The organism is Streptomyces sp. NPDC101237, assembly GCF_044767465.1.
GTDB lineage: Bacteria > Actinomycetota > Actinomycetes > Streptomycetales > Streptomycetaceae > Streptomyces > Streptomyces gramineus.
Map to the genome: position 1 here is coordinate 1 of NZ_JBIWNY010000009.1, position 23,788 is coordinate 23,788.

The 23,788-nt window shown below is 70.9% G+C and carries 24 protein-coding genes; 10 read left to right on the top strand and 14 right to left on the bottom strand.

What is annotated here, in order from left to right:
• Positions 1–396 precede the first annotated feature (396 nt).
• The gene (locus ACIRQ9_RS15855; protein WP_404172493.1) at positions 397–750 is read left to right on the top strand and encodes a PRC-barrel domain-containing protein; all 354 of its coding nucleotides are present in this window, start codon (positions 397–399) and stop codon (positions 748–750) included.
• A gap of 250 nt (positions 751–1,000) precedes the next feature.
• Here ACIRQ9_RS15855 and ACIRQ9_RS15860 read toward each other — a convergent pair whose 3' ends face one another.
• The 3 genes from ACIRQ9_RS15860 to ACIRQ9_RS15870 form a co-directional block, all read right to left on the bottom strand.
• A complete protein-coding gene (locus ACIRQ9_RS15860; protein ID WP_404172496.1) occupies positions 1,001–1,150 on the bottom strand; it encodes a hypothetical protein in 150 nt (49 codons plus the stop codon).
• Positions 1,151–1,424: 274 nt separating this feature from the next.
• Positions 1,425–2,546 carry a fatty acid desaturase family protein gene (locus ACIRQ9_RS15865; RefSeq protein ID WP_404172499.1) on the bottom strand — a complete coding sequence of 374 codons (1,122 nt, stop codon included), beginning with the start codon at positions 2,544–2,546 and terminating at the stop codon, positions 1,425–1,427.
• 7 nt (positions 2,547–2,553) lie between these two features.
• Positions 2,554–3,609 carry a ferredoxin reductase gene (locus tag ACIRQ9_RS15870; RefSeq protein WP_404172502.1) on the bottom strand — a complete coding sequence of 352 codons (1,056 nt, stop codon included), beginning with the start codon at positions 3,607–3,609 and terminating at the stop codon, positions 2,554–2,556.
• A gap of 85 nt (positions 3,610–3,694) precedes the next feature.
• Between ACIRQ9_RS15870 and ACIRQ9_RS15875 the strand changes: the two genes are divergently transcribed.
• Positions 3,695–4,834 (top strand): PucR family transcriptional regulator, encoded by a 1,140-nt coding sequence (locus ACIRQ9_RS15875; RefSeq protein ID WP_404172505.1) that lies wholly within the window; start codon positions 3,695–3,697, stop codon positions 4,832–4,834.
• Positions 4,835–4,935: 101 nt separating this feature from the next.
• Here ACIRQ9_RS15875 and ACIRQ9_RS15880 read toward each other — a convergent pair whose 3' ends face one another.
• Positions 4,936–5,211: a DUF3253 domain-containing protein gene (locus ACIRQ9_RS15880; protein WP_404172508.1), complete on the bottom strand. Its 276-nt coding sequence runs from the start codon at positions 5,209–5,211 to the stop codon at positions 4,936–4,938.
• A gap of 454 nt (positions 5,212–5,665) precedes the next feature.
• On the opposite strand from ACIRQ9_RS15880, the gene ACIRQ9_RS15885 reads away from it, so the two are divergent.
• From ACIRQ9_RS15885 to ACIRQ9_RS15900, 4 genes are all read left to right on the top strand, one after another.
• Positions 5,666–6,607, top strand: a complete 942-nt coding sequence (locus tag ACIRQ9_RS15885) for an RHS repeat-associated core domain-containing protein (RefSeq protein ID WP_404172511.1) — start codon at positions 5,666–5,668, stop codon at positions 6,605–6,607.
• 159 nt (positions 6,608–6,766) lie between these two features.
• A complete protein-coding gene (locus tag ACIRQ9_RS15890; protein WP_404172514.1) occupies positions 6,767–7,186 on the top strand; it encodes a hypothetical protein in 420 nt (139 codons plus the stop codon).
• 125 nt (positions 7,187–7,311) lie between these two features.
• Positions 7,312–7,965 carry a hypothetical protein gene (locus ACIRQ9_RS15895; protein WP_404172517.1) on the top strand — a complete coding sequence of 218 codons (654 nt, stop codon included), beginning with the start codon at positions 7,312–7,314 and terminating at the stop codon, positions 7,963–7,965.
• 316 nt (positions 7,966–8,281) lie between these two features.
• Entirely contained in the window at positions 8,282–8,539 is a 258-nt protein-coding gene (locus ACIRQ9_RS15900; RefSeq protein WP_404172520.1) for a hypothetical protein, read from the top strand.
• A gap of 567 nt (positions 8,540–9,106) precedes the next feature.
• Here the strand turns inward: ACIRQ9_RS15900 and ACIRQ9_RS15905 are convergent.
• The 7 genes from ACIRQ9_RS15905 to xylB all read right to left on the bottom strand — a co-directional run bounded on the left by ACIRQ9_RS15905 (position 9,107) and on the right by xylB (position 18,126).
• Entirely contained in the window at positions 9,107–10,630 is a 1,524-nt protein-coding gene (locus tag ACIRQ9_RS15905; protein WP_404172523.1) for an aldehyde dehydrogenase family protein, read from the bottom strand.
• A gap of 95 nt (positions 10,631–10,725) precedes the next feature.
• Positions 10,726–12,018, bottom strand: a complete 1,293-nt coding sequence (locus ACIRQ9_RS15910) for a GAF domain-containing protein (protein WP_404172526.1) — start codon at positions 12,016–12,018, stop codon at positions 10,726–10,728.
• Between the two features lie 52 nt (positions 12,019–12,070).
• Positions 12,071–12,676 carry an N-acetylmuramoyl-L-alanine amidase gene (locus ACIRQ9_RS15915; protein WP_404172529.1) on the bottom strand — a complete coding sequence of 202 codons (606 nt, stop codon included), beginning with the start codon at positions 12,674–12,676 and terminating at the stop codon, positions 12,071–12,073.
• Between the two features lie 45 nt (positions 12,677–12,721).
• Complete coding sequence (locus tag ACIRQ9_RS15920; RefSeq protein ID WP_351932725.1) at positions 12,722–13,735, bottom strand: acetamidase/formamidase family protein; 1,014 nt, start codon at positions 13,733–13,735, stop codon at positions 12,722–12,724.
• Entirely contained in the window at positions 13,732–15,237 is a 1,506-nt protein-coding gene (locus ACIRQ9_RS15925) for an APC family permease (protein WP_404172532.1), read from the bottom strand. The genes ACIRQ9_RS15920 and ACIRQ9_RS15925 overlap by 4 nt, the downstream gene beginning before the upstream one ends.
• Positions 15,238–15,417: 180 nt before the next feature.
• Positions 15,418–16,626 carry an ROK family protein gene (locus ACIRQ9_RS15930; protein WP_404172535.1) on the bottom strand — a complete coding sequence of 403 codons (1,209 nt, stop codon included), beginning with the start codon at positions 16,624–16,626 and terminating at the stop codon, positions 15,418–15,420.
• A gap of 54 nt (positions 16,627–16,680) precedes the next feature.
• Entirely contained in the window at positions 16,681–18,126 is a 1,446-nt protein-coding gene (xylB, locus tag ACIRQ9_RS15935; RefSeq protein WP_404172538.1) for a xylulokinase, read from the bottom strand.
• Between the two features lie 216 nt (positions 18,127–18,342).
• On the opposite strand from xylB, the gene xylA reads away from it, so the two are divergent.
• The 3 genes from xylA to ACIRQ9_RS15950 all read left to right on the top strand — a co-directional run bounded on the left by xylA (position 18,343) and on the right by ACIRQ9_RS15950 (position 20,680).
• Complete coding sequence (gene xylA, locus ACIRQ9_RS15940) at positions 18,343–19,509, top strand: xylose isomerase (protein ID WP_404172541.1); 1,167 nt, start codon at positions 18,343–18,345, stop codon at positions 19,507–19,509.
• A 440-nt stretch (positions 19,510–19,949) separates the two neighbouring features.
• Positions 19,950–20,228, top strand: a complete 279-nt coding sequence (locus ACIRQ9_RS15945; protein ID WP_404172544.1) for a hypothetical protein — start codon at positions 19,950–19,952, stop codon at positions 20,226–20,228.
• Positions 20,229–20,497: 269 nt separating this feature from the next.
• Positions 20,498–20,680, top strand: coding sequence for a hypothetical protein (locus ACIRQ9_RS15950; protein ID WP_351322844.1), 183 nt, complete (start codon positions 20,498–20,500; stop codon positions 20,678–20,680).
• A gap of 52 nt (positions 20,681–20,732) precedes the next feature.
• Here the strand turns inward: ACIRQ9_RS15950 and ACIRQ9_RS15955 are convergent, their stop codons facing one another.
• The 3 genes from ACIRQ9_RS15955 to ACIRQ9_RS15965 form a co-directional block, all read right to left on the bottom strand.
• Positions 20,733–21,575 (bottom strand): hypothetical protein, encoded by an 843-nt coding sequence (locus tag ACIRQ9_RS15955; protein WP_404172547.1) that lies wholly within the window; start codon positions 21,573–21,575, stop codon positions 20,733–20,735.
• A 135-nt stretch (positions 21,576–21,710) separates the two neighbouring features.
• Positions 21,711–22,007, bottom strand: a complete 297-nt coding sequence (locus ACIRQ9_RS15960; RefSeq protein ID WP_404172550.1) for a hypothetical protein — start codon at positions 22,005–22,007, stop codon at positions 21,711–21,713.
• A 188-nt stretch (positions 22,008–22,195) separates the two neighbouring features.
• Positions 22,196–22,795, bottom strand: a complete 600-nt coding sequence (locus ACIRQ9_RS15965) for a class I SAM-dependent methyltransferase (RefSeq protein WP_404172553.1) — start codon at positions 22,793–22,795, stop codon at positions 22,196–22,198.
• A 150-nt stretch (positions 22,796–22,945) separates the two neighbouring features.
• On the opposite strand from ACIRQ9_RS15965, the gene ACIRQ9_RS15970 reads away from it, so the two are divergent.
• Positions 22,946–23,719 (top strand): MHYT domain-containing protein, encoded by a 774-nt coding sequence (locus ACIRQ9_RS15970; protein ID WP_404172556.1) that lies wholly within the window; start codon positions 22,946–22,948, stop codon positions 23,717–23,719.
• Positions 23,720–23,788 lie beyond the last annotated feature (69 nt).

The window sequence follows — 23,788 nt, forward strand, 5'->3', positions numbered from 1 at the left end:
GGGGGTTGGTTCCCCCCCCCCCCGGGGGGGGCTGCGGGGGGGGTGGGTACGGTCTCTTCCCCCCCCCCCCCGTTCACCCCCGGGGGGGGGGGCCCCGGGCCCCCCCGGGCGGGGCCCCACCCCTGTTCACGTCCGCGCGCGTCCGCCGTGGGGAGAGTGATTTTCTGTCGATCCGGGGTACAGAGGGGAAACGGCCGGAGATGGCTGTGACGTCGGGAACCACGGCCTCCAGCACACCATCTCCGGCCGTCCTGCTTTTTCCGGACGCGGATGTGTGGGCTGCGAAAGCTGGGGAACCCGCCGTATTGAGGGAGCGTCACCGAATAAACGGTGTCCCGGGAAAGTCCGAAGTACAACTGCGAGAAGTAGTGAGTCTCTGCAAGGGAGCCGTGAAATATGAGTGACAGCATCTGGGGCTACCAGCCGACCACCGGCCACGCCGCGGGCACTGACCTGACCGGCTACAAGGTCGAGGCCACCGACGGCAGTATTGGCAAGGTCGACAAGCACTCGGACGACGTCAACTCCGCCTATCTGGTCGTCGACACCGGCGTGTGGATCTTCGGCAAGCACGTCCTGCTGCCCGCCGGCACCGTGCGAACGGTCGACCAGGCCGAACGCAAGATCTACGTCGACCTCACCAAGGACCAGATCAAGGACTCCCCGGAGTTCGACAAGGACAAGCACCTCGGCGACGCCGGGTACCACGAGCAGGTCGGCGGCTACTACCAGACCCACCGCGGCATCTGACCACACGCCGCAGGACAGCGGGGCCCGCCAGAGAACGCTCTGGCGGGCCCCGCTTCTGTGCTGATCAGCCCTGACCGCAGACCGGTACTTAGCGGACCTTGGCCCGGAAAGGCCCCGGAACTGCTGGTCAGGGCTGGGATACGGGTGGGAGATATCGGGAGCAAGGGCGTGTTTCGACTCCCTGCTTAGATGTGCGCCGAGAGGGGCGCCTGCCGGGCATCTGCCCTGGTCAGGCGCCCTTTTTCTGCGTCTAGAAGAAGCCGAGCTTCTTCGGCGAGTACGACACCAGCAGGTTCTTCGTCCACTGGTGGTACACGCTCATCGTCGCCTCTGACCTGCAGCAAAAGGTGGAACCGTCTGCCGTTGTGCCGAGTTGGTGCGCACCAGGTCCGCGTGCCATCAGGGGTGTCGGCGTGCGAGTCCAGCGGTATGACATGGCTCGCCGGACGCGTACGGCACTGTTCCCCCGGTAACCCCCCGTGGCCGCGGGCGGAAGAGCTCGGGCCTCCGGTGCGCCGAGCCCGGCAAGGCCGACGGTACGGGCAGGAAGGCGCCGCGAGTCTCGTCGTTCACAACGGTCACCACCTCGGATGCAGCTGTGATGTCCAACAACGGCTTGTCCGTCGACCGTCGGCGCAACGTTTCCTGGCGAGGCGGCTCCGCCATACCGGGTGTCAGGCCGCGACGAGTTCCTTCTCGCGGGCCGGCGTCTGGACCGTGGGCTTCTTCTTGTTCGGCAGCGAGAGCCGGAAGACCTTGCGCCACGCGGAGAACACCTGCTGGGGCAGCGGCCCGGTGACGTACTCCAGCTCGTACTTCTCGAACAGCGCGCGCACCTTCACCGCGACCTCGGCGTAGCGGTTGCTCGGCAGGTCCGGGAACAGGTGGTGCTCGATCTGGTGCGAGAGGTTGCCGGTCATGAAGTGCATGGCCTTGCTGCCGCTGATGTTGGCCGAGCCCATCATCTGGCGCAGGTACCACTGGCCGCGCGTCTCGCCCCTGATCGACCGGCGCTCGAAGACCTGCACGCCCTCGGGGAAGTGCCCGCACATGATCACCGAGTGGGACCAGAGGTTGCGGACCAGGTTCGCGGTGAACGTGGCGGCGAGCGTAGGGAGGAACGACGGGCCCGACAGCAGCGGGTGGATCACGTAGTCCTTGAGCACTTGCTTGCGGATCTTCCGGCCCACGGCCTTGGCCCGCGCGCGGAACTCCGGGTTCTTGCGGCGGCGCTTGCTCAGGTTCTTGCCGAGTTCCAGGTCGTACGCCGCGATGCCGTACTCGAAGAAGCAGGCGTTGATGAAGTTCCACAGCGGCTGGCCGAGGTGGAAGGGATGCCACTTCTGGTCCTCGTCGACGCGCATGATGCCGTAGCCGAGGTCGTTGTCCTTCCCGATCACGTTGGTGTACGTGTGGTGCAGCTCGTTGTGCGAGTGCTTCCACTGGTCGGCCGGCGAGACGTGGTCCCACTCCCAGGTGGTGGAGTGGATCTTCGGGTCGCGCATCCAGTCCCACTGGCCGTGCAGGATGTTGTGGCCGATCTCCATGTTGTCCATGATCTTCGCCACGGACAGACCGGCGGTGCCGAGCAGCCACGCGGGCGGGAAGAGTGAGAACAGCAGTACGCCCCGGCTGGCCAGCTCGAGCTTGCGCTGCGCCGAGATGACCTTGCGGATGTAGGCGGCGTCTTTCTCGCCCCGGCTGGCGATCACCTCGTCGCGGATCGCGTCCAGCTCGCGGCCGAGCTCTTCGATCTGCTCCGCGGTCAGGTGGGCGGTGGGGTCGATGGCGGTCAAGGTGCTCCTACCGTTCGATGTCGCAGGGGCCCGCGGCGGCGGACACACAGGTCTGGATGAGGACGCCCGGCTCGGCCTCGGTGATCTCGCCGCTGCGCAGGTCGCGGACTGCGCCGGCCTTGAGCGGCGTGACGCAGCCGAAGCAGATGCCCATACGGCACCCGGAGGGCATGAGTACGCCGGCCTCCTCGCCGACGTCCAGCAACGGCGTTGCGCCGTCCGCGTCGACGGTCTTGCCGGTGGCGCTGAACGTGACCTCGCCGCCGTCGCCGGTGACGACGATGCTGGGGCGGAAGCGTTCGGTGTGCAGTCGCTCCGGTACGCCGTGCTCGCTCCAGTGCTTCTCGGCGGCGTCGAGCAGGCCCGCGGGCCCGCAGGCCCAGGTCTCGCGCTCGGCCCAGTCGGGCACGAGTTCGTTGAGACGGGCGATGTCGAGCATGCCGTCGGTGTCGGTGTGCACCTCGGTGAGCCGCAGCTTCTTGTCCGCGACCAGTTCGTGCAGTTCGCCGCGGAAGATCACGTCCTGCGGCTGGGGCGCGCAGTGAACCATGACGGCGTCGTCGAACTCGGTGTCGCGCAGCATGCCCATCACGGGCGTGATGCCGCTGCCGGCCGTCAGGTAGAGCACCTTGGCGGGCTTGGCCTCGGGCAGCACAAAGGTACCGGTCGCCTGGCCGAGCTGGATCAGCGTGCCGGGTGTCGCCCGGCGGACCAGGTGGTTGCTGACCTTGCCGTCCGGGATCGCCTTCACGGTGATCGTGACGCGGCCGTCCTGGCGGTCTGTCGGCGAGGTGAGGGAGTAGGCACGCCACAGGCGCACCCCGTCGACGTCGACCCCGATCCGCACGTACTGGCCGGCTGTGTGGCCGCGCCAGCCCCGTCCCGGCCTGATCACGACAGTCGCCGCGTCACCCGTCTCGGGGTGCACGGCCTCGATGCGCCCACGCAGGTCAGCGCCCGCACGCAGCGGGCTGACCAGGTCAAGGTAGTCCGACGGCAGCAGCGGCGTCGTGACCATCTCCAGCAGTTTCCACGCCCTGCTGCGAAGGGCTGCACTCGTCATGACTCCAGCTTGCTGTGCCTCTGCGCGTAAAGTCCTGACCGTACGATGTGAATTTGGTCGCTTGGATTGTTCGCAGGAAACAAATATGAGCCATGCAGTCCAGAGGGCCAGCGAACTGGCCCTCGACGAGAGGACGGTCACCGCACTGCGGGCCGCGCTGAGGACCACCGCCGACGAGGTCGTCCAGGCCATCATCGATGAGGTCCCGCCTTACGCCAATGCCCTTGCGGGCAGCATGGGCGGCACCATCCGCCGAGCCGTCCGCACCGCCCTGGGGCACTACCTGGACCTCGCAAGCGGGAACGCCACCGGCGGCGACGCCGGTGACGCCGCCTACGAGCTGGGCCGGGGCGAGGTGCGCGACGGCCGCTCGATGGACGCCCTGCTCAGCGCCTACCGCGTCGGCGCCCGCGTGGCCTGGCGATGCCTGGCAGCAGGTGCCGTACCCGCAGGTCTGCCCGCCGCCGAGGTCGCCAAGTTCGCCGAGCTGACCTTCGCCTACATCGACGAGCTCTCCGCCGCGAGCGCCGCGGGCCATGCCGACGAACTGGCCGCCCAGGGCCGGGCCCAGGAGCGCCACCTGGAACAGCTGGCCCGCGACCTCCTCGCCGGCGCGAGCCCCGACGGACTGCTTGTGTCAGCTCAACGGGCCGGGTGGCAGCCTCCGGTTTCGCTGACCGCGGTCCTGCTGCCCGCCGCCCAGGCCCGGCCTGCCTACCGCGTGCTCGACCCGAGCACCCTCGTCCTAGACGATCTGCCGGACGCCACGGGTGTGCTGCTCGTCCCCGACGCCAACCGATCACATCTCATGCGACAGCTGACCGACCGCACCGCCGTGGTGGGCCCGGCCCGGCCGTGGACGCGTGTGTCGGCCTCGTACGCACGAGCCGTACGCGCGCGCTCCCTCTCCTCCGACATTCGCGACACCGAGGAGCACCTGTCCGAGCTGGTGCTGAGCGCCGACATGGACGCTTTCGTGGACCTGCGTGCCCGAGCCCTCGCACCGTTGCGGACCTTGCCCGACGCCACCGCGCGGCGGCTGGAGGAGACGTTGCGGGCGTGGCTGCTGCACCAGGGCAGACGGGACGAGGTGGCGGCTGCGCTGTTCGTCCATCCCCAGACCGTCCGGTACCGGATGACGCGGGTGCGGGAGCTGTTCCCGGATCTCGCCTCACCCCACCGGGTCCTCGAACTGACGCTGGCGGTCGGTCTGCGGGGCGGGTGACGCGCTCCTCGACCGTCCACGGCCACGTCCGGGGGCGGTCCAGGAATCGTGCCAGGAATCGTGCTTCAGCCGTGTCCGCGCCTGGAGGTGCCCAGCTGCCGCTACCGACGCGCGCGCCGAATACGTACGGGCCCGCGCGTCTCCGTCTCCACGACGGGCCGGCCGCCCTGCGTCACCTCGACCTCGCCGTCGTTCACCAGACGCCATGCCGCGCGGCGGGCCGGTTCCATCAGGGCCCGCCAGCCGTCGTCGTCACCCTCGTAGACCGCGCGCGCCGCCTCGGACGGACAGATCGACGCGGTGTCGGCACGGCGCTCCAGCAGGCTCAAGATGGCCTTCTCCAGCCGTTGACCGAGCTGCCGGTCCGTCTCTTCCATACGATCCAGTGTGCCGGAGGGCCCGGATCTTCCCTGTGGTGACACGTGTGTGACATGTGAGGCCCCACGTCGGCTTGCCGCAGCGGGGCGTCGTCGTGTTGCCCGTGACGGATCGAGGCTTGCACGGGAGGCAACGTTGTACTCCGGCTCGCCGCTCTCGAGTGCGCGGAGGAGCGATGCCGTGCGCCGTGGGCTGTGCGGCCTATAGCAAGCGGCGTCATCAGTGTCGTGAACGGGAACACGCCGGGCAGCCAACGGCTCCGTTCGTGCTGCGAGGTGGCGGCGGGCTTCCTCGCGGCGGCCTTCTTGCTCGGGCTGACCTTCTCGTGATCTTCGGCAGCTTATGGACGTCGGCAGGCCCCCTCGCCGCGAGGAGTCTTCGCTCGCAATGCGGATTCGTTCAGGGCGGTCACGAGGTCGAAGAGCTCTCCATGAGCTGTCGGCGGTTCGGGCGTTGCTTCCGGCCGGCGGCAGGTCGCTGCGCCCGCGACATCACACACCCCCGGGCGGCTCGCGGCGTGGCGTCCCTGGGCGCTACACCGACACCACGTCCGTCGGCGCCACCAGCTACCTCTACGGTCTCGACGGCGGCCTGGTGCTGCGCACCGACCCCACCCAGGTCACGCTCTACCTGGGCGACGCGGAACTGGTGGAGGTCACCGCCGCCACCAAGGCGGTGCCCGACACCCGCTACTACTCGGTCAACGGCACTACCGTGGCCGCCCGTTCCAGCAGCGGGAACATCCAGTACCTGATTCCCAACCGGCAGGGCACCGACTACCTGTCCGTCGACTACCAGACCCAGGCGGTGACAAGGCGCCAGTACCTGCCCTTCGGCGGTACCCGCGGCGCTGCTCCGGCCAACTGGCTCGGCGACAAGGGCTATGTCGGCGGCACCACCGGCACCGCGACCAGCCTGGTCAACCTCGGGCTGCGCGAGTACGACACGCAGACCGGCCGCTTCGTCAGCCGTGACCCGCAACTGGAGGCAACCGACCCCTCGCAGCTGACGGGCTACGACTACGCCGCCAACAACCCGGTGACCGGCAGTGACCCGACCGGACAGAGCTGGTTCAGCTCCCCGTCTAACGCGGTCTCCAGCTTCGCGGACACCGCCCAGCAGGCCATCGACCGAACCGACGCCCCCATGGCCGCACTCGGCTTCGGGCAGCTCCTGCTCGGCGCGGCCGCGGACGGCCTGGGCGGCGCGCTCATGCTCAGCGGCATCGGCGCACTCGGCCCGGGCGAGGCACTGATCCTCGCCGGCTCGGCACTCGCCGTCACCGGCTCCTCGACGGTGGCCGCCTCGGTCGCCGCGCCCAACATCGCGTACGCCGCGCAGAACGGTGATGGCGGGGGGCGACGACGGGGGTGGGTCGGACAGCTCGTCGGCTGAGGATTCGAGCCGGGACGCGGATGCGCAGTCCCTGGTCAAGGAGCACAAGAAGGAAGGACGAACGCCCCAGCTGACCCTGGACAACGCCTATCGCTCCCTGGACGGCGCCCCGGAGGGGACCCGGTCTAGCTTCTGCCCGAAGAACACGAATACAAGAACATGCCGGGTTATAAGAACCCGGATCTCGAGTACCTCGACCAGCAGGGCAACGTCGTCGGCTATGGCGAGGTCAAGACGGTTGGGGATGCCGATCAGAGCGCCTTCAACAAGCAGCTCGCCAAGGCCGTCAAGCAGCTGCGCGTTCGCGAGGACGTGGAGGGGAAGATGGATGTCAACGAGATCTTCATTCAGGTACCCGACCTGGTCGATGCTCGGGAGGTCAGGGGGTGGTTCCGCAGTTATCAAAAAGGCCGCCTGCATCATGGGAGCGACCTCGAAAAGATCAGCGGATACCATGTGCGGGTCTACACCGGAAGCGGCAGCAAATTGGCCGACGTCGACCTCGGGGTCGACGCCGACGGAGGCCATTACGACGAAAGTACCCATACCTACTACTCATCGAACGGGTACTCCTACTGAGCCGCCTGCTGCCGCTGACTGACACCAGGCTGTAACCCGGAGCAGGGGCGGATGCGTACCGTGAGGGCGCGTCCGCCCTGCCCCTGTCCGAAAGGCGCGTTTCCCTGTCCTCGACGCTTTACCGGGTGCGCGAACTGTTTCCCGACGCTGTGAGCGCGCTGTCCCGGGCGCGCGCGATCATGCGCGACCTGACCGACTGGACGGCCGAGCCCTGGCCTCAACTGGACAAGGTCACCACGGTCGAGCAATTCACCTACGCACTTTGCACTTTCGGCACCGCCCGGTTCACCGCGGACCGGGTACCTCACGTCTTCCCTTTCATGGACGAGTTGCGGCGCCGAGGAGTCGTCACGCTCGACGCCCGGCAGATGAAGTCCTGGTTCAGCGGCGACGTGCGGCTGGGTCCGGGCCTTGCGGATCTCTGGCCCTTTCCCGAGAGCGTGGACCTCGCCCTGGCTGCGACCCCGCCCTTCGGCGCCCCCGGCGGCGCGCCTGAGGACACCTGCACCGAAGAGGAACTGGACCGGATGGTCTCGGTGCTCGGCCCGCTGAGCCTGATCGTCATCTGGGACTGCGCCTGGCGTGGTCTCCCGGAGGCCAAGGGGTGCGGCGTGCTGCTCTGCCTGAACAGCGTCTGGTTGCGGCAGTACGACGAGCCGTCCCCCGGCGAGTTCGGCGTCTGGATCTCCCTCGGCCCCAGAGTCGCCTGGACACCCGAGGCCCAGGCCTGGCTCCGCGGCTCCGGACTTCCGCTGAGTGAACCCGAGGACGGCTGGTGACCTAAACGCCTCGTGTCCCTTTACGCGCCCGTGCAGGTGACGTCGTGCGGGCCAGTTGCCCGGGGCGGCATCAATGCGAACCGCGGTTCCATCTGCGGGTCTACAGCGAAAGGGGCACAAGGCTGCGCGGCTTTGTCCTCGGCAGAACTGACGAAGGGCTTGTCGAGGGACATACCCCCTATTCCCCGAACGGGTACTCCTACGGAACCCGCTGTCGCTGTCTGGCTTCAGGCTGTAAGACGGGGCAGGGGCGGCTGCCTACCGCGAGGGCGCGTCCGCTCCCGGCCCTGTCCGAAAGGCACGTTTCTTGTCCTCGATGCTCTACCAAGTACGCGAGTCCTTCGCCGACGCACAGAGCGCGCTGGCGCGGGCGCGCGCGATCATGCGTGATCTTGCCGTCTGGCATCGCATCGTCGGGGACCGGGAACCCGACGTCGTACCGTTCTTGGATGAGCTGGGGCGCCGCGGTGTCGTCGTGTTTGACGCGGAGCAGCGGTATTCCCGGCTGTTCACGGCGGACCTGCGGCTGGGCCCTGACCTCTGGCCGATCTCTGGCTCCCGCCTGAAAGCGTGACTCTCGCTCCGAACCGGACCCCGCCCTTTGGCGGGCCGGTAAGCGAGCCCGAGGACGACTGCACCGAGCGGACGACGACCTGGAGGCCTACCACCAGGGCCTGCTCGCCGCATCCGGCAGGGTCACGCCGCCGAGGTCACGTGACAGCCGCGAGTGCCCGTGCCTGGCCCGGCGCCCCGGCACCCCAAGGCCCACCGCTCCAGGACACAGACCCACCCCGTTGAACCAAGGACTCCCGACGGTCCGAGCCCAATCGCGCCTGGGGCGCCTCGTCAAAGCCCTCGCCGTCGAACCTGCCCCGGTGCCGCCCGGCCGTGAATTGAGCCTCACACGTCGTTGCGTCAACGCACTTGCCCGCCGGCCACCCCGACCCTGAATCCGGACACAGGCTTTCCCGGCGTACTCATTCGAATCCTTCGCCCCTGCTGCTCGGCGGTCCGTGTATGGTCCGGAGGTGATTCGTTCGACGGTCGTGCAGTTGCTCAAGGTACTGACGCTGTGATGCACAGCAACTGCCGTGCAGGTTGCCTGGAAAGCAATGGCGCCTCCAGGCAACCGATTTGAGTCCTAGAAGAACCCGAGCTTCTTTGGGCTGTATGAAACCAGCATGTTCTTCGTCTGCTGGTAGTGCTCCAGCATCATCTTGTGGTTCTCACGGCCGATCCCGGACTGCTTGTAGCCGCCGAACGCCGCGTGGGCCGGATAGGCGTGGTAGCAGTTCGTCCAGACCCGGCCCGCCTGGATCGCGCGGCCCGCGCGGTACGCGGTGTTGATGTCGCGGGTCCAGACGCCCGCGCCGAGGCCGTAGAGCGTGTCGTTGGCCATCTTGATCGCGTCGTCGAAGTCGTCGAAGGACGTGACCGACACGACCGGACCGAAGATCTCCTCCTGGAAGATCCGCATCCGGTTGTCGCCCTCGAAGATCGTCGGCTGGACGTAGTAGCCGCCCTTCAACTCGCCGTCGTGCTCGACGCGTTCACCGCCGGTGAGGATCTTGGCGCCTTCCTGCCGTCCGATGTCCAGGTAGGAGAGGATCTTCTCCAGCTGGTCGTTGGAGGCCTGGGCGCCGATCATCGTGTCGGTGTCCAGAGGGTGGCCCGGCTTGATCTGCTGGGTGCGGGCGACCGCGGCCGCCATGAAGTCGGCGTACTGACCGCGTTGGACCAGGGCCCGGGACGGGCAGGTGCAGACCTCGCCCTGGTTGAGCGCGAACATCGTGAAGCCCTCGAGGGCCTTGTCACGGAAGTCGTCGTCGTGCGCCCAGACGTCGTCGAAGAAGATGTTCGGGGATTTGCCGCCCAGCTCCAGGGTCACCGGCTTGATGTTCTCCGAGGCGTACTGCATGATCAGCCGCCCCGTCGTGGTCTCCCCGGTGAACGCGACCTTCGCCACCCGCGGGCTGGACGCCAGCGGCTTGCCCGCCTCCACGCCGAAGCCGTTGACGATGTTCACCACGCCCGGCGGCAGCAGATCCGCGATCAGGCTCATCCAGTAGTGGATGGACGTCGGGGTCTGCTCGGCCGGCTTGATGACGACGGCGTTCCCGGCGGCAAGCGCGGGCGCGAGCTTCCACGTCGCCATCAGGATCGGGAAGTTCCACGGGATGATCTGCGCGACGACCCCGAGCGGCTCGTGGAAGTGGTACGCCACCGTGTCGTCGTCGATCTCGCCCAGCGACCCCTCCTGCGCGCGGATGGCCCCCGCGAAGTACCGGAAGTGGTCGATGGCGAGCGGGATGTCCGCCGCCAGCGTCTCGCGCACCGGCTTGCCGTTCTCCCAGCTCTCCGCGACCGCGAGCGGTTCGAGGTGGGCCTCCATCCGGTCCGCGATCTTCAGCAGGATGTCGGACCGCTCCGTCACCGACGTACGACCCCAGCCCGGCGCCGCCGCGTGGGCCGCGTCCAGGGCCCGCTCCACGTCCTCGGCGGTGCCCCGCGCGACCTCGGTGAACGGCTGCCCGTTCACCGGCGACGGGTTCTCGAAGTACTGGCCCCGGGCCGGCGGCACGTACTCGCCGCCGATGAAATGGTCGTAGCGCGCCTGGTAGGAGACGATCGCGCCCTCGGTGCCGGGCGCCGTGTAACGGGTCATGATGGCCTGCCTCCTCGCAGATGCGCTGCCCGCCGTTGGGCAGCTCCGGCGCGCAGGCTACGGAGACGTACGTTGCGCCTGCGTTGCACCGCAGGTCAGCGAGGAGGCGCCGCCAACTCCGACTCCAGCGCGGTCAGCCTGCTGCGGACGACCGCCGTCGGCCGCACCGCCGCGAGGGCCCGCCACACCTGCACGTCGTCCTCGCCCCACCGCGCGTGTGCCCAGTCGGCGAGCAGGTCCGGGTCACGGCGCGCGATGAGCGCCGCCCGCAGCCCGTCCGCGAGCCGCCGCCGCAGCAGGACGACCGCGGGCGCCTGCGAGGCGGGCAGCAGCGGACCCGGGTAGGCGGTCACGGCCGCCGTCACCGCTCCTGCCTCCAATCGCCGCTCCACCACGCTCGCGTCGGACTCGACCGGAGCGGTCAGCCGGTACGGCCGGGACGCGAGCAGCCCAGGGCCCAGCAGTTTCCGCAGCCGTGCCAGTTCGGCCCGCAGCGTCACCGGCGTCACCGACTCGTCCTCATACAGTGCGCACAGCAGTTCGTCGCCGGTCAGTCCCTCCGGATGCCGGGACAGCAGGACCAGCAGTTCGCTGTGGCGCCGGCTGAGCCTGATCCGCCGGCCGTTCAGACGGAGTTCGGCCTCGTCACGGCCGAGCGCCGTCAGCGCGGGCGGCTCGGCGACGGGCGAAGGAGGATCCATAAGCGCCAATTGCGACTCGGCGGCCCGCGCCACCGCCTGCACGAAACCCAGGCTGTGCGGATGCGCCAGCCGGTCGCCGCCGGTGATGTCGACCGCGCCCAGCACTCGCCCGGTGCGAGGGTCGTGCACCGGCGCCGCCGCGCACGTCCACGGCTGCACCCGGCGGATGAAATGCTCCGCCGCGAACACCTGCACCGGCCGGTCCAACGCCACCGCCGTTCCCGGCGCGTTGGTGCCGACCGCGCTCTCCGACCAGCGTGCGCCCGGCACGAAGTTCATGCGGTCCGCCCGGCGCCTGGTCGCCGGATCGCCCTCCACCCACAGCAGTCTGCCGTCCGCGTCGCACACCGCGAGCAGGTGCTCGCCGTCCGCCGCGAAGGTGCCCATCAGTTCCCGCACCAGCGGCATCACCCGGGCCAGCGGATGCTCCGCGCGATAGGCCCCGAGGTCGCCGTCGGTCAGCTCCACCCGCGCCGCGCCCTCCGGCCCCACCCCGGCCCGTGCCGAACGCCGCCACGACTCGGCCACCACCGACCGCACCGGGCGCGGCACGGTGCCCGCCGTGGTGAACGTCTCGTACGCCCGGCGCAGCACCCGGACCCGCTCGGCAGGGTCGGTCCCCGGTTCCAGGGCCACCCACTGGTCGGTCAACTCGGCCTCCCCGGAGCGCGATGCGGCTGGGGACATCGTCACTCGGGGTGTTCGCCCGGACAACCGTTTCGACCGCGCCGCCTCGCTCTCACTCCGAGGAACGGCCCACCAGTCTCATGTAGCGCACCCAGTCCCAGTGCCGGCCCGGATCGGTGTGGTCGGTCCCGGGCACCTCGACATGCCCGATGATGTGGTCGCGGTCCTTGGGGATGGCGTACCTGTCGCAGATCGACGCCGTCAGTCGCGCCGACTCCGTGTACAGGGCGTCGGTGAAGTACTCGGGCTCCTCCACCCAGCCCTCGTGCTCGATACCGACACTGCGCGTGTTGTAGTCCCAGTTCCCCGCGTGCCAGGCGACGTCCGACTCCCGGACGCACTGGGCCACGTGGCCGTCGGCCGAACGCAGCAGGTAGTGCGCGGACACCCGTTTCTTCGGGTTCTGGAAGATGGACAGCGTGCCGGCGTAGGCGTGCTGCGTCACATGGATGATCACCCGGTCGATGTCGTACTCGTCGGGGCGCTGGGCCGCCGTGCGGTTCTCGTCGCTCGCCGCCTGCCACTCGGCCTTCGGGTAGTCGACCACTGCGGTCCGCGCGCCCGCCGGGGGTGCGGGGAGGAGCGTGTACGGGACGGCGGCCAGGGCCGCGCCCTTCAGGAGCAGTCGCCTGGTGGGGAGCGGTCGTGCCCGGTCCATGGATGAGATGCCTTTCTCCAGCGTGCCCGAAGCGGGGCGTCGCGGTCAGCGGCGCAGGGCCGCCGCGGTCTCGCGCAGCCGCGCGTGCAGCCCGCGGTAAGTCTCGCGCGCGGGCAGCCACTCCTTGCGGAGCTTGGCCACGCACGTGTAGTTGGTGTCGCACACGTTGGCCAACGGCGATTCCACCGTCTGGGTCGCGTACTGGTACGCGTCCAGTTCGGCGAATCCGTAGTCGCGCACCAGCCACTGCACCAGATCGAGCTGCGATATCCGGAAGGCGTCCTCCAGCGGACGCGCCGACCCCGTCGAGACGATGTGCGTGTCCGACTCCAGCCGCGGCCACGGCGTCGCGATCCCCTTCAGGAGCTCCACGATCACCACGGTGTTCATCGCGCACTCGACGGCCACCCCGCACGTCTCGCCCTCGCCCTGCCGGGCGTGGCCGTCTCCCAGACTGAGCAGCGCGCCCTCGACGTTGACCCCGAGATAGCAGGTGACACCCGCCCGCATCTCCGGCGTATCCATGTTCCCGCCGTGCGCGTCCGGCACCAGGGCCGAGCGCACCTCCAGGTTGGCGGGGGCCACGCCGACCGTACCGTGCATCGGATCCAGCGGCAGCTCCCGCTCGAACCCGCCTTCGTGGGCGCGGAACAGAGCGGTGCGCCGGGTCCGGTCCAGCTGCCAGATCCAGACCTTCTCCGGGAGCGGCGGCTGCAGGCCGGCGGTGGCGTGCGTCGAGGTGAGCGCACCGAACAGCGGGACCGTCGTGGACGCCGCCCAGTCCCGGGCCGGTTCGATCGACACGAAATGCACGGCGACGGTGTCCCCGGGCTCCGCGCCCTCGACGTGGAACGGTCCGGTCTGCGGGTTGAGGAACGGGAACTCGCACACCTCGGACACCAGGTCCTTCTCGGACCGCACCCGCCCGGCGAAGCAGTCCTCCGTGTACAGGTCGAGGACGGTGCCGGGCGCGATCCGCGCGACCGGCGGGGCTCCGCCGAACGTCCAGGCGTACTCGCCGGGTTCGGGCCGGACGGTGAGGACGAAGGGGTCGGTCATCGTGTGGGGTCTCCGTTCCGCCGGTGGACGGCGTGCGTCGGGTCGTCCGCTTCTTCGAGATGGACACGTGCCGTGTCGGCTATGCGGTCGGGGTGACGGCGTATCAGCACCAGGAGCACGATCACGCCGGCCGCCATCCAGACGCCGACCACCGGACCCGCGTAGGACACCGGGGCGGTCAGCTCCGTCACGAAGTCGAAGACGGGCAGGCCGGCCGCCGTGAGCAGGGCGGGCACGAAGGCCACGATGCCCAGCAGTGGCAGCAGCAGATGCCGCACCGGCCGGAGCGAGGGCCGGCCGCGGCGCAGGAAGTAGCCCACGCAGGCGAGGTTGACGACGATGTAGACGCCGATGACCACCGTGACGATCACCGTGGCCAGCAGCAGGAAGGCGGTCACCGGGTCGTATCCGAAGCCCAGCCCGAGCACGGCGCCGACCGCCACGGCCGTCTGGACGGCGACCCCGGCGACGGGGGAGCGGTACCGGGGATGGAGCGTGGCGAGGACGCGCGGCAGGACCCGGATGCGGGCCAGCGCGAAGGCCGTCCGGGTGGACACGTTGGCGCAGGCGTTGGCGTTGGCGATCGTCGAGTTGACCACGGCGAGGAACACCAGGACCCAGAAGAGCCCGAAGGAGGCCCGGGCGACGCCTTCCCAGGACGCGTCGCCCGCCGCGCCGAACCCGGCGAACCGGTCCGGCCCGACGTACACGGTCATCGCGTACGTCGTCACCACGTAGAACAGACCGATGCCCAGGGCCGCGCCGAGCACCGCCCGGTGCATCGTCCGGCGTGGGTCGCGGGTCTCCTCGGCCAGCGGCGCGGCCGCTTCGAAACCCGCGAACGCCAGCACGGTGTAGACGGATCCCGCGAAGACCCCGCTGAAGCCTCCGTACTCCTTCGCCGTGTGGGAAGTGCCGAACACGGAAAGGGTGTTGTGGGAACCGGCCCTGACGATCAGCCACCCGGCGAAGACCAGGAGGACCGCGACCTCGAAGACCCCGAGGACCGTCCCGAAACGCGCCGAGGCCCGTACCCCCAGATATCCGGTGACGGCGATGACGGCGGCACCGGCGAGGGACCACGGCCACCACAGGCCGGCCGGCCAGGAGGCCCACTCCTCGTGCAGGGTCCCCGCCACGGTGAACCCGAGCTGGAGCAGCAGCAGCGGCGGTACGAGGGCCTCCACGAACAGGTAGCCCCAGCCGACCAGGAAGCCCACGGCGGGATGGAGCCCGCGCGCCGCATAGGTGACCACGGAGCCCGCCGCGGGTAATTCCCGGGCCAGCTCGGCCACGCAGGACGCGGTGAACAGACAGGCCACCAGGGCGATCACCACCGCCAGCGGCAGACTGCCCCCGGCGAAGGCCGCTCCCGACGGAATGGACGCCGCGACGGCGGCGGCGGGCGCCATCGCCGTGACGCTCTGGAACAGGACCTCCCGCAACCCGATGGCGTCCCGCCGCAGTCCCGCGGTCGCCTCTTCGGTCGTCCCCCCGGCCATACGCACCCCCCGACGTGCGTGAACCCATCGGTCCCACGGACCGCTTCGCGTGAATCACGGTACGGCGAGGACGGGGTGGGCAGAAGGGCGCCAAGTGATTCCGTGGACAGGACGGCGGCTGTGGAAAACGTCGCCACCCGAACGGGTGAGGGAGGCGGCCGGGACGCCGGTCGAGTGGCGTCAGACCCGTTCCGCCACCGCCGCCGGGTCGTCCAGCACGGCGCGGACCACCGAGTGGGCGGCGCCCAGAAGAGGTCCCTCCGGGCCGAGGCGGGAGACGGTGACCGGGCAGGGCGGGCCCGTCGTCCGGCCGGCCAGTTCGGTCTCCAGGGACGGCAGGAGCCAGGGGGCGAGGCCGGCCAGGGCGCCGCCGAGGACCACCGTCTCGGGGTCGAGGAGGTTGACGGCACCGGTCAGGGCGATGCCCAGGGCCGCACCGGCGTCGTGCAGGGCGCGGCGTGCGCCCTCGTGGTCCTCGCCCGCCCGCCGGGCGAGCAGGCCCACCGCGTCCTCGCGGCTCTCCAGACCGGCCGCGCGCAGCACCGCCTCCTCGCCGGCGTACTGCTCCAGGCATCCGCGTCCGCCGCAGGCGCAGTCCGGGCCGTCGGGATGGACCGGCACATGGCCGAGCTCGCCCGCGAACCCCCTCTTGCCGCGCAGCAACTGGCCGTCCACGACGACCGCGGCGCCGATACCGATCTCGGCGGACACGTGCAGGAAGTCCGGCGGGGTGGCGTCGCCGAGCCACAGCTCGGCCAGCGCGCCGAAGTTGGCCTCGTTGTCGACCGTGGGCGGCAGGTCGGCGGGCAGCAGCGCGCGGAGGTCGGTGCCGTGCCAGTCGAGGTTCGGGGCGTGCACGACCGTGTGCCCGTCGCGGTCCACGAGGCCGGGGACGGCGACCGCGAGACCGGCCGGCCACAGACCTTCCCGTTCCGCGTCCGCCACGACCCGCCGGACCAGCGCGGACAGCTCGTCCACGACCGGCTTCGGCGGCCGGCCCCGGTTCGCGCCGTGCCGCACCGCCCGCGCTCGCACCTCGCCGCGCAGGTCGACCGCGCACACGGCGAGGTGGTCGACCCCGACCTCCGCCCCTATGCCGCACGGCCCGCTCCCGCTCACCGCGAGGGCGGAGCCGGGCCTGCCGACCCGGTTGGGCCGCTCGGGGCCCAGCTCCTCCAGGAGGCCCCAGCGGACCAGTTCGTCGACCAGGGTCGACACCGCGGCGCGGGTCAGGCCGATGCGCGAGGCGACCGCGGCCCGCGACAGCGGGCCCTCGGCGCTGACCGCGTGCATCACGCGCGCGAGGTTGCGCCGGCGCATGCCCTGCTGGGTGTCCGGCAGGGCACGGCCGTTCGCCGTCGGACGGGCCTCGTGCAGCGGTGCGGTCATGCCTCGATCAATCCTCGGTCTCCTCGGATGTCCTGCGACCCGTCCACCGCGCGGTCACCGGTCCTGCGGTGCGCGATCCAGCAGCGGGGCCGCGTCGGAGAGTACCCCGGAGATCCTCTCCAGCGTCTGCGAGTCCCGTTCGACCGCGTCCAGCACGGGGCCCTCCGCGGTGTTCCAGCGGCGGGCCACCGCCGCCGGGTCCTCGCCGGTCAGGAGTCCGGCCGCCTGCGCGGCGGCGCCGAGGGCCACCAGCTCCTTGGCCTCCGGCACCTGCACCGGGCGCCCGGACAGCCGCCGTACCGTCTCCTGCCAGGCCCGGCCCCGCGCGCCGCCGCCGATCAGCAGCAGCGGCGTGGTCCGGTCGGCGTCCGCGTCCAGCACCAGGTCCAGCGCGCCGAGCAGGGCGTGCACGGCGCCGTCGTAGGCGGCCTGCAGGAGCTGCCCGGCGGTGGTGTCGTGGCGCAGGCCGAGCAGCAGCCCGGTGGCGTTCGGCAGGTTGGGGGTGCGCTCGCCGTCCAGGTAGGGCAGCAGGGTGACCGAGGTGCCGGGCTCGACCGCCTCGCGGTCCAGGCCGAGCAGCGCCGCGACCCGGTCGACCGCGAGGGTGCAGTTCAGCGTGCAGGCCAGCGGGAGCCAGTCGCCGTGCGCGTCGGCGAAGCCGGCGACGGTGCCCGTCGGATCGGCGGGACGGTGCTTCGAGACGGCGTACACCGTGCCCGACGTCCCAAGGCTCAGCACCGGGGTACCGGGGCGCAGCCCGAGCCCGAGCGCCGCCGCCGCGTTGTCGCCGGTACCCGGCGCGACCAGGGTGCCCTTGGAGAACGGCAGCTCGTGACTGTCGCGCACGGTGCCGGCGATCTCACCGGGCCGGACCACCCGGGGCAGGAACGCCGGGTCGAGACCCACGTGGGCGAGGGTCTCCGCGTCGTACGCCTCGGTCGCCGACGCCCACCAGCCGGTGCCGGAGGCGTCACCGCGGTCGGTCGTGCCCTGCCCGGTGAGGCGCTCGGTGAGGTAGTCGTGGGGGAGCCGTACTGCCTTGGTCGCGCGGACCGCCTCCGGTTCGGTCTCCGCGAGCCAGGCCCACTTGGTGACGGTGAACGACGCGCCCGGCACGCTGCCGGTGCGCTCCGCCCAGGCCTTCGGGCCGCCCAGTTCCTCGATCAGACGCTGTGCCTGGGGCGCCGAACGGACGTCGTTCCACAGCATGGCCGGCCGGACCGGCTCGCCGCGCCCGTCCAGCGTGACCAGACCGTGCTGCTGGCCGCCGATCGACACGGCGGCCGCCTCGTGCGCCGCGTCCCCGCACTGGCGCAGCGCCTCGCACAGCGCGTCCCACCACTGGCGCGGGTCGCTCTCCCGGCCCGCGCCGGAGGACACGGTGTGCGGCGCCTGGCCGCTCGCCACGACCCGGCCGGTGGACGCGTCGACCACCAGCGCCTTCGTGGACTGGGTGGACGTGTCCACGCCGACGACGAGCGGACCCTCGGCTGCTGACATCGGGCTCTCCCTTTTTCCGCGGCTCGCGGTGTTCCTGACCTGCGATTTTTCCGGTCCGACGGGGTGTCGTGACCTGGATTTCGTCCTTCGGGGACAGGGTGACCCTTCCCAGGGACGCGTCGGCATACTAATTTGTAAACCGCCATGACGAAATAGTCGGCACGACAGTCGTCCGGCACAGTCTTCGCGCAGAACCCCCGAGCAAGGAGCCGCGGCATGAGCTACCAGCCCACCCCCGAGGACAGGTTCACCTTCGGCCTGTGGACCGTCGGCTGGCAGGGAAGGGACCCGTTCGGCGACGCCACCCGTCGCGCCCTCGACCCCGTCGAGACGGTGCAGCGCCTGTCCGAACTGGGCGCCCACGGTGTGACGTTCCACGACGACGACCTGATCCCCTTCGGGTCCTCGGACACCGAGCGCGAATCGCACATCAAGCGGTTCCGCCAGGCCCTCGACGCCACCGGCATGAAGGTGCCGATGGCGACCACGAACCTCTTCACCCACCCGGTCTTCAAGGACGGCGCGTTCACCGCGAACGACCGCGACGTGCGCCGCTACGCGCTGCGCAAGACCATCCGCAACATCGACCTGGCCGCCGAACTGGGTGCCGAGACGTACGTCGCCTGGGGCGGCCGCGAGGGCGCGGAGTCCGGCGCCGCCAAGGACGTGCGCGTCGCCCTCGACCGCATGAAGGAGGCCTTCGACCTCCTCGGCGAGTACGTCACCTCCCAGGGCTACGACCTGCGCTTCGCCATCGAGCCCAAGCCGAACGAGCCCCGCGGCGACATCCTGCTCCCCACCGTCGGCCACGCGCTCGCGTTCATCGAGCGCCTGGAGCGCCCCGAGCTGTACGGCGTCAACCCCGAGGTGGGCCACGAGCAGATGGCCGGCCTGAACTTCCCGCACGGCATCGCGCAGGCCCTGTGGGCCGGCAAGCTCTTCCACATCGACCTCAACGGCCAGTCCGGCATCAAGTACGACCAGGACCTGCGCTTCGGCGCCGGTGACCTGCGTGCCGCCTTCTGGCTGGTCGACCTGCTGGAGAGCGCCGGCTACCAGGGCCCGAAGCACTTCGACTTCAAGCCGCCGCGCACCGAGGACCTCGACGGCGTGTGGGCCTCCGCCGCCGGCTGCATGCGCAACTACCTGATCCTCAAGGAGCGCACCGCGGCCTTCCGCGCGGACCCCGAGGTCCAGGAAGCCCTGCGCGCCTCCCGCCTGGACCAGCTGGCCCAGCCCACGGCCGGCGACGGCCTCCAGGCGCTGCTCGCCGACCGCGCGGCTTTCGAGGAGTTCGACGTCGAGGCGGTCGCCGCCCGCGGCATGGCCTTCGAGCAGCTCGACCAACTGGCGATGGACCACCTGCTGGGCGCCCGCGGCTGAACGAGGACGCGCGCGTGCGGCCCGCTCCCCGAGGGGTGCCCGCCCGCACGCGCGCGTGCCGTTGTCCGTGACAGTGCGTGCGCCGCACGGATCACCGCACGCGCACGACCGGACCGCACGGACAACGCTCCGGAATCACGGACAATGCTCCGGAATCGTGCGGTCCGTTGCCCGAGTCCGTATCAACTCCCGCGCGGGTCTCGCGCGATGACCGGTACGCGGTGACTCTTGGCGGTATGGCCATACCGCCCGTACCGCCCCGCCCGCCCGGCCCGCCGAACGGTACCCCGCCCTCGGGCGGAGGTTACGACCCGTCTGCGTACGGAGGATTCGGACCACCTCAGGGAGGGGGGTCCGGTGACTACGGCCCGCCCACCGCCGTCGGCTGGACGCCGGAGCCGCCCCGCCGGCGCAGGGGTCCCCTGTACGCCGTACTCGCCGTGCTGGCTGCCGCCGTCGTCGTCATCGTCGCGATCCTGATCGTCTCCGGCGGCGGTGGTTCACCGGCCGGCACGTCCAGCTCCGGCAGCCCGACCCCGTCCGGCTCCCCGCGCCCCTCTCTCAGCCTCCCGACGCAGTTGCCCAGCACCCTCCCCTCGGGACTGCCGAGCGGTCTTCCGTCCGGACTGCCGAGCGGGCTCCCGTCCGGCTGGCCGTCGGAACTGCCCAGCGACCTGCCGAGCGGCCTGGACTCACTGCTGCCCTCCCTGCCGGGATGATCTCGTGCGGCCGTCGTCGGCCCCGGGCCTCGGGGGAGCCGGCGTCGACGTGCTCCACAGGACCGGGTCAGGGGAACAGCTCGTTCCGGCAGACGGCGCGGAGTCGCTACGCTGAGAGGGGCATCGCTTCACAAGCTGTTCGACCCGGCGTCCGGGACCAGTAGGGGTCGCTCGTCAGGGATGTCTCAGGGACGCGGACCGGAACCGCGGGAGGCGCGGGCCCGTTCTCACATCAGAGAGCGGCAGTGGCCGCGAAGGAGGCGACGCTGATGTCGAAGAACGCGAAGATCGCCGTGGGCGGTGTGGCGGTCGGGCTCATCCTGCTGATATGGCTGCCCTGGTGGGTGACGTTCCTGATCGTGGTCGGCGTCCCGGTGGCCGCCTACCTGACCCTGGACCCGTCGCAGCGGCGCAGGCTGCGCAGGGTCACGCGCAAGGAGATCGGCCGCTGAGTCACCGGCCCGAGATCTCGGGACCCGCGGCGTTGGCCGGACCCGGGAAGGCTCACAGGGGCCGTACGGCCATCTTGTCGAGCGCCTCCAGGAGGCCGGGGAGCTCGGGGCCCCTGCCCACGGGCAGGACCTCGCCGGGTTCGTCGTCGAGGAGGACGAAGGCGATGTCGTCGGTGCGCGCCACCATCGACCAGCCGGGCCCGTCGGCACGCAGCGTACGGGCGTCACCCGGGGCGAACGAGGAGCGGACCCGGCCCAGCGGCGGAGGCGTGTCCACGTAGGCGCGCGCCTCGGCCAGGACGCGCCGGATCCCGAGGTGTCCCTTCGGGGACGCGTCGCCGCCGCCCGAGGCCTGCGTGGGGTTCGCCGGTGCCTCCGTCGGCGTCGGGAAGTGGTCGTCGCCGATCTGCTCCCGCCAGACCGCCCACTGGAGGGCGATCTCGTCCGCGCCCAGCCGTCGTTGCGCCGGGCCCCAGGAACTGGTGTCGGGAGGGGTCAGCGGGGCACGGTCGGCCATCTCGGGGCCCGGATCGTGAGGCGCGGGCACGTTGGGGGCCGCCACGGCTACCGCGAGCGGCCAGCCGGGCAGCGCGGCGACCACCGTACGTTCGTCGGGGGAGAGGTCGTGCTCCATGCCGCAGTCCCACGAGGCGATCGCGACGGCGACCAGTGACACGTCGTCCACGACGACCGTCCAGCGCGCCCCGCCGCCGTCCTGGCCGAGCACCAGGCCGTAGCCGTCGGCGCGCGGTGCCAGCTCCAGTGCGGCGCAGGCCTCCGGATAGTCGTCGCCCAGCACGCTCGGAAACTTCGCTGGCGTCAGCAGCACCGCCGTGAGTACGTACAGCGCCTCCTCCGCGGCGGCGAGAGCCTCCTCGTCCGTCGTCCCGGCCATGCCTGCCTCCCAGTCGTTCGTCCAACGGCGCGCACCCTAGTGCGAGCGGAAGGCCGTTGTCACGACCAGCCACCACACCCGGAGCTGCAGCTTTCCACCGGGACGGGGACGAAACGGCCTCGGTGGGGCGAAGCCTCAGGCGGCCGGCAGCCCGAGAAGGTCGCGGGCCACCGTCCGCGGCGACTCCCCGCGTTCCCGGGCCAGCGTGACGACGGCACGGCAGGCCAGTTCGCTCACCCCGAACGACAGCGCCTCCGGCGACACCCAGCCCGCCGCCTCCTCGATCCGGTCCTGATCGTCCTCCGCGCGGGCCGCGACGTACACCGCCGCGGCCTCGAACAAGTTGTGCGGACGCTTTTCACGCCGCTCCGGCACCTGGGTGTCCCCGGTGCCGCGAACCCTCTCCGCGTACCTGCGCATCCGGTCGAACATGCCGGCCGCCTTCCCTTGTCGGCTGTCGCTTGAAGGTCGCTCGCCAACACGGCCCTTCTGTCATCGAACGTAGAGTCGAAGTCCCCGCGACAGAAGAGGGCGTGACCGGACGGACGGCGGATCCCGGTCCCGGTCCCGGTCCCGGTCCGACGAGGGTGGCCGGGCACGGCGAGCCCGCGTCCTGGCGGCTAGTCCTCGCGGACCGCCACTGCGAGGAACCTGGCGTCCTGGTCCGCGTACGACGTCATCCGCCAGCCCGAACCCGCCAGGAGCGGGCCCAGATTGCCCTGCGCGCGCAGGTCGTCCGGGGTGATCCGGCGTCCCTGCCGCGCCGCCAGGGCGGCCCGGCCGATGGGGTGGAACAGGGCGAGCCTGCCGCCGGGCCGGACCACACGCGCCAGCTCCCGCAGATTCCGGTCGGGCCGCGGCAAGTGGGCGATCAGGCCCGCGGCGAACACGGCGTCCAGGGACTCCGAGCGCACCGGCAGGGCGGCGACGTCGGCGAGCACCAGGCTCCCGTCGCGATGCCGTCCGGCCCGTACGGCGGCCTGGAGCATCGCCGGGGTCAGATCCAGCCCGATGACCCGGCCCGAGGGCCCCACCGCCGCGCGCAGCGGCGGCAGCGCGCGGCCGGTGCCGCAGCCCGCGTCGAGCACCCGGTCGCCCGGGCGCAGCCCCAGCTCGGCCACCGCCGCCGCGTACGCGGGACCGTCGTCGGGGAACCTGCTGTCCCAGCCGGCCGCTCGCGCGGTGAAGAACTCCTGGACGTCCGTGTGGTCATCGCTCATGTTCCGCATGTTCCCTCACCGTCACGGAGGACGAACCTGCGCGCACGTTCGAGCCGGAGGCGATCGTTCCGACACATCTCCGGGTCATATTGCAACACCTTTCGAAATGCGCCCCCTTTGTGCGTCCGTGCCACCTAGCGTCCTTTGGCCATGGGACACCTGGACCACGCCACCTTCGGCTGGCTGACCCCCGTGCTGTCGTACGTGATGGCCTGCACAGGCGCCGCACTGGGCCTGCGCTGCACCGTCCGCGCGCTCGGCAGCACCGGCCGAGCGCGCCGCAACTGGCTGCTCACCGCGGCCTCCGCGCTGGGCACCGGCATCTGGACCATGCACTTCGTGGCGATGCTCGGCTTCGGCGTCAGCGGCACCGACATCCGCTACGACGTGCCGCTGACCATCCTCAGCCTGTTCGTCGCCGTGCTCGTGGTCACCGCGGGCGTCTTCGCCGTCGGCTACGGCCGTGATCGCAACCGAGCCCTGCTGGCGGGCGGTCTCACCACCGGCCTGGGCGTCGCAAGCATGCACTACCTCGGCATGGCGGCGGTCCGGCTGCACGGTGACGTGCGTTACGACCCGATGCTCGTCGGGCTCTCCGTGCTCATCGCGGTGGCCGCCGCGACCGCGGCGCTGTGGGCGGCGCTCAACATCAGGTCACCCGTAGCGGTCACCGTCGCCTCCCTGGTCATGGGCGCGGCCGTCAGCAGCATGCACTACACCGGGATGTTCGCGGTCGGCGTGCACGTCACGCCCTCTTCGGCCGCTCTGCCCGGCGCCACCGCGATGCAGTTCATCTTCCCGCTCGCCGTCGGGCTCGGGTCCTATCTGTTCATCACTTCAGCCTTCGTCGCCCTGTCGCCCACGGCCGGGGAAAGCGCGGAGTCCGCGTCCGCCCAGCGGCCCGTCGCCGGCGCCGCCCGCTGACCGGCCCCGCGCCGTCGCGGCATGCCGGATCGCACCGACCCGGCCCCGCTGTCCCCGACCCACTTCCGA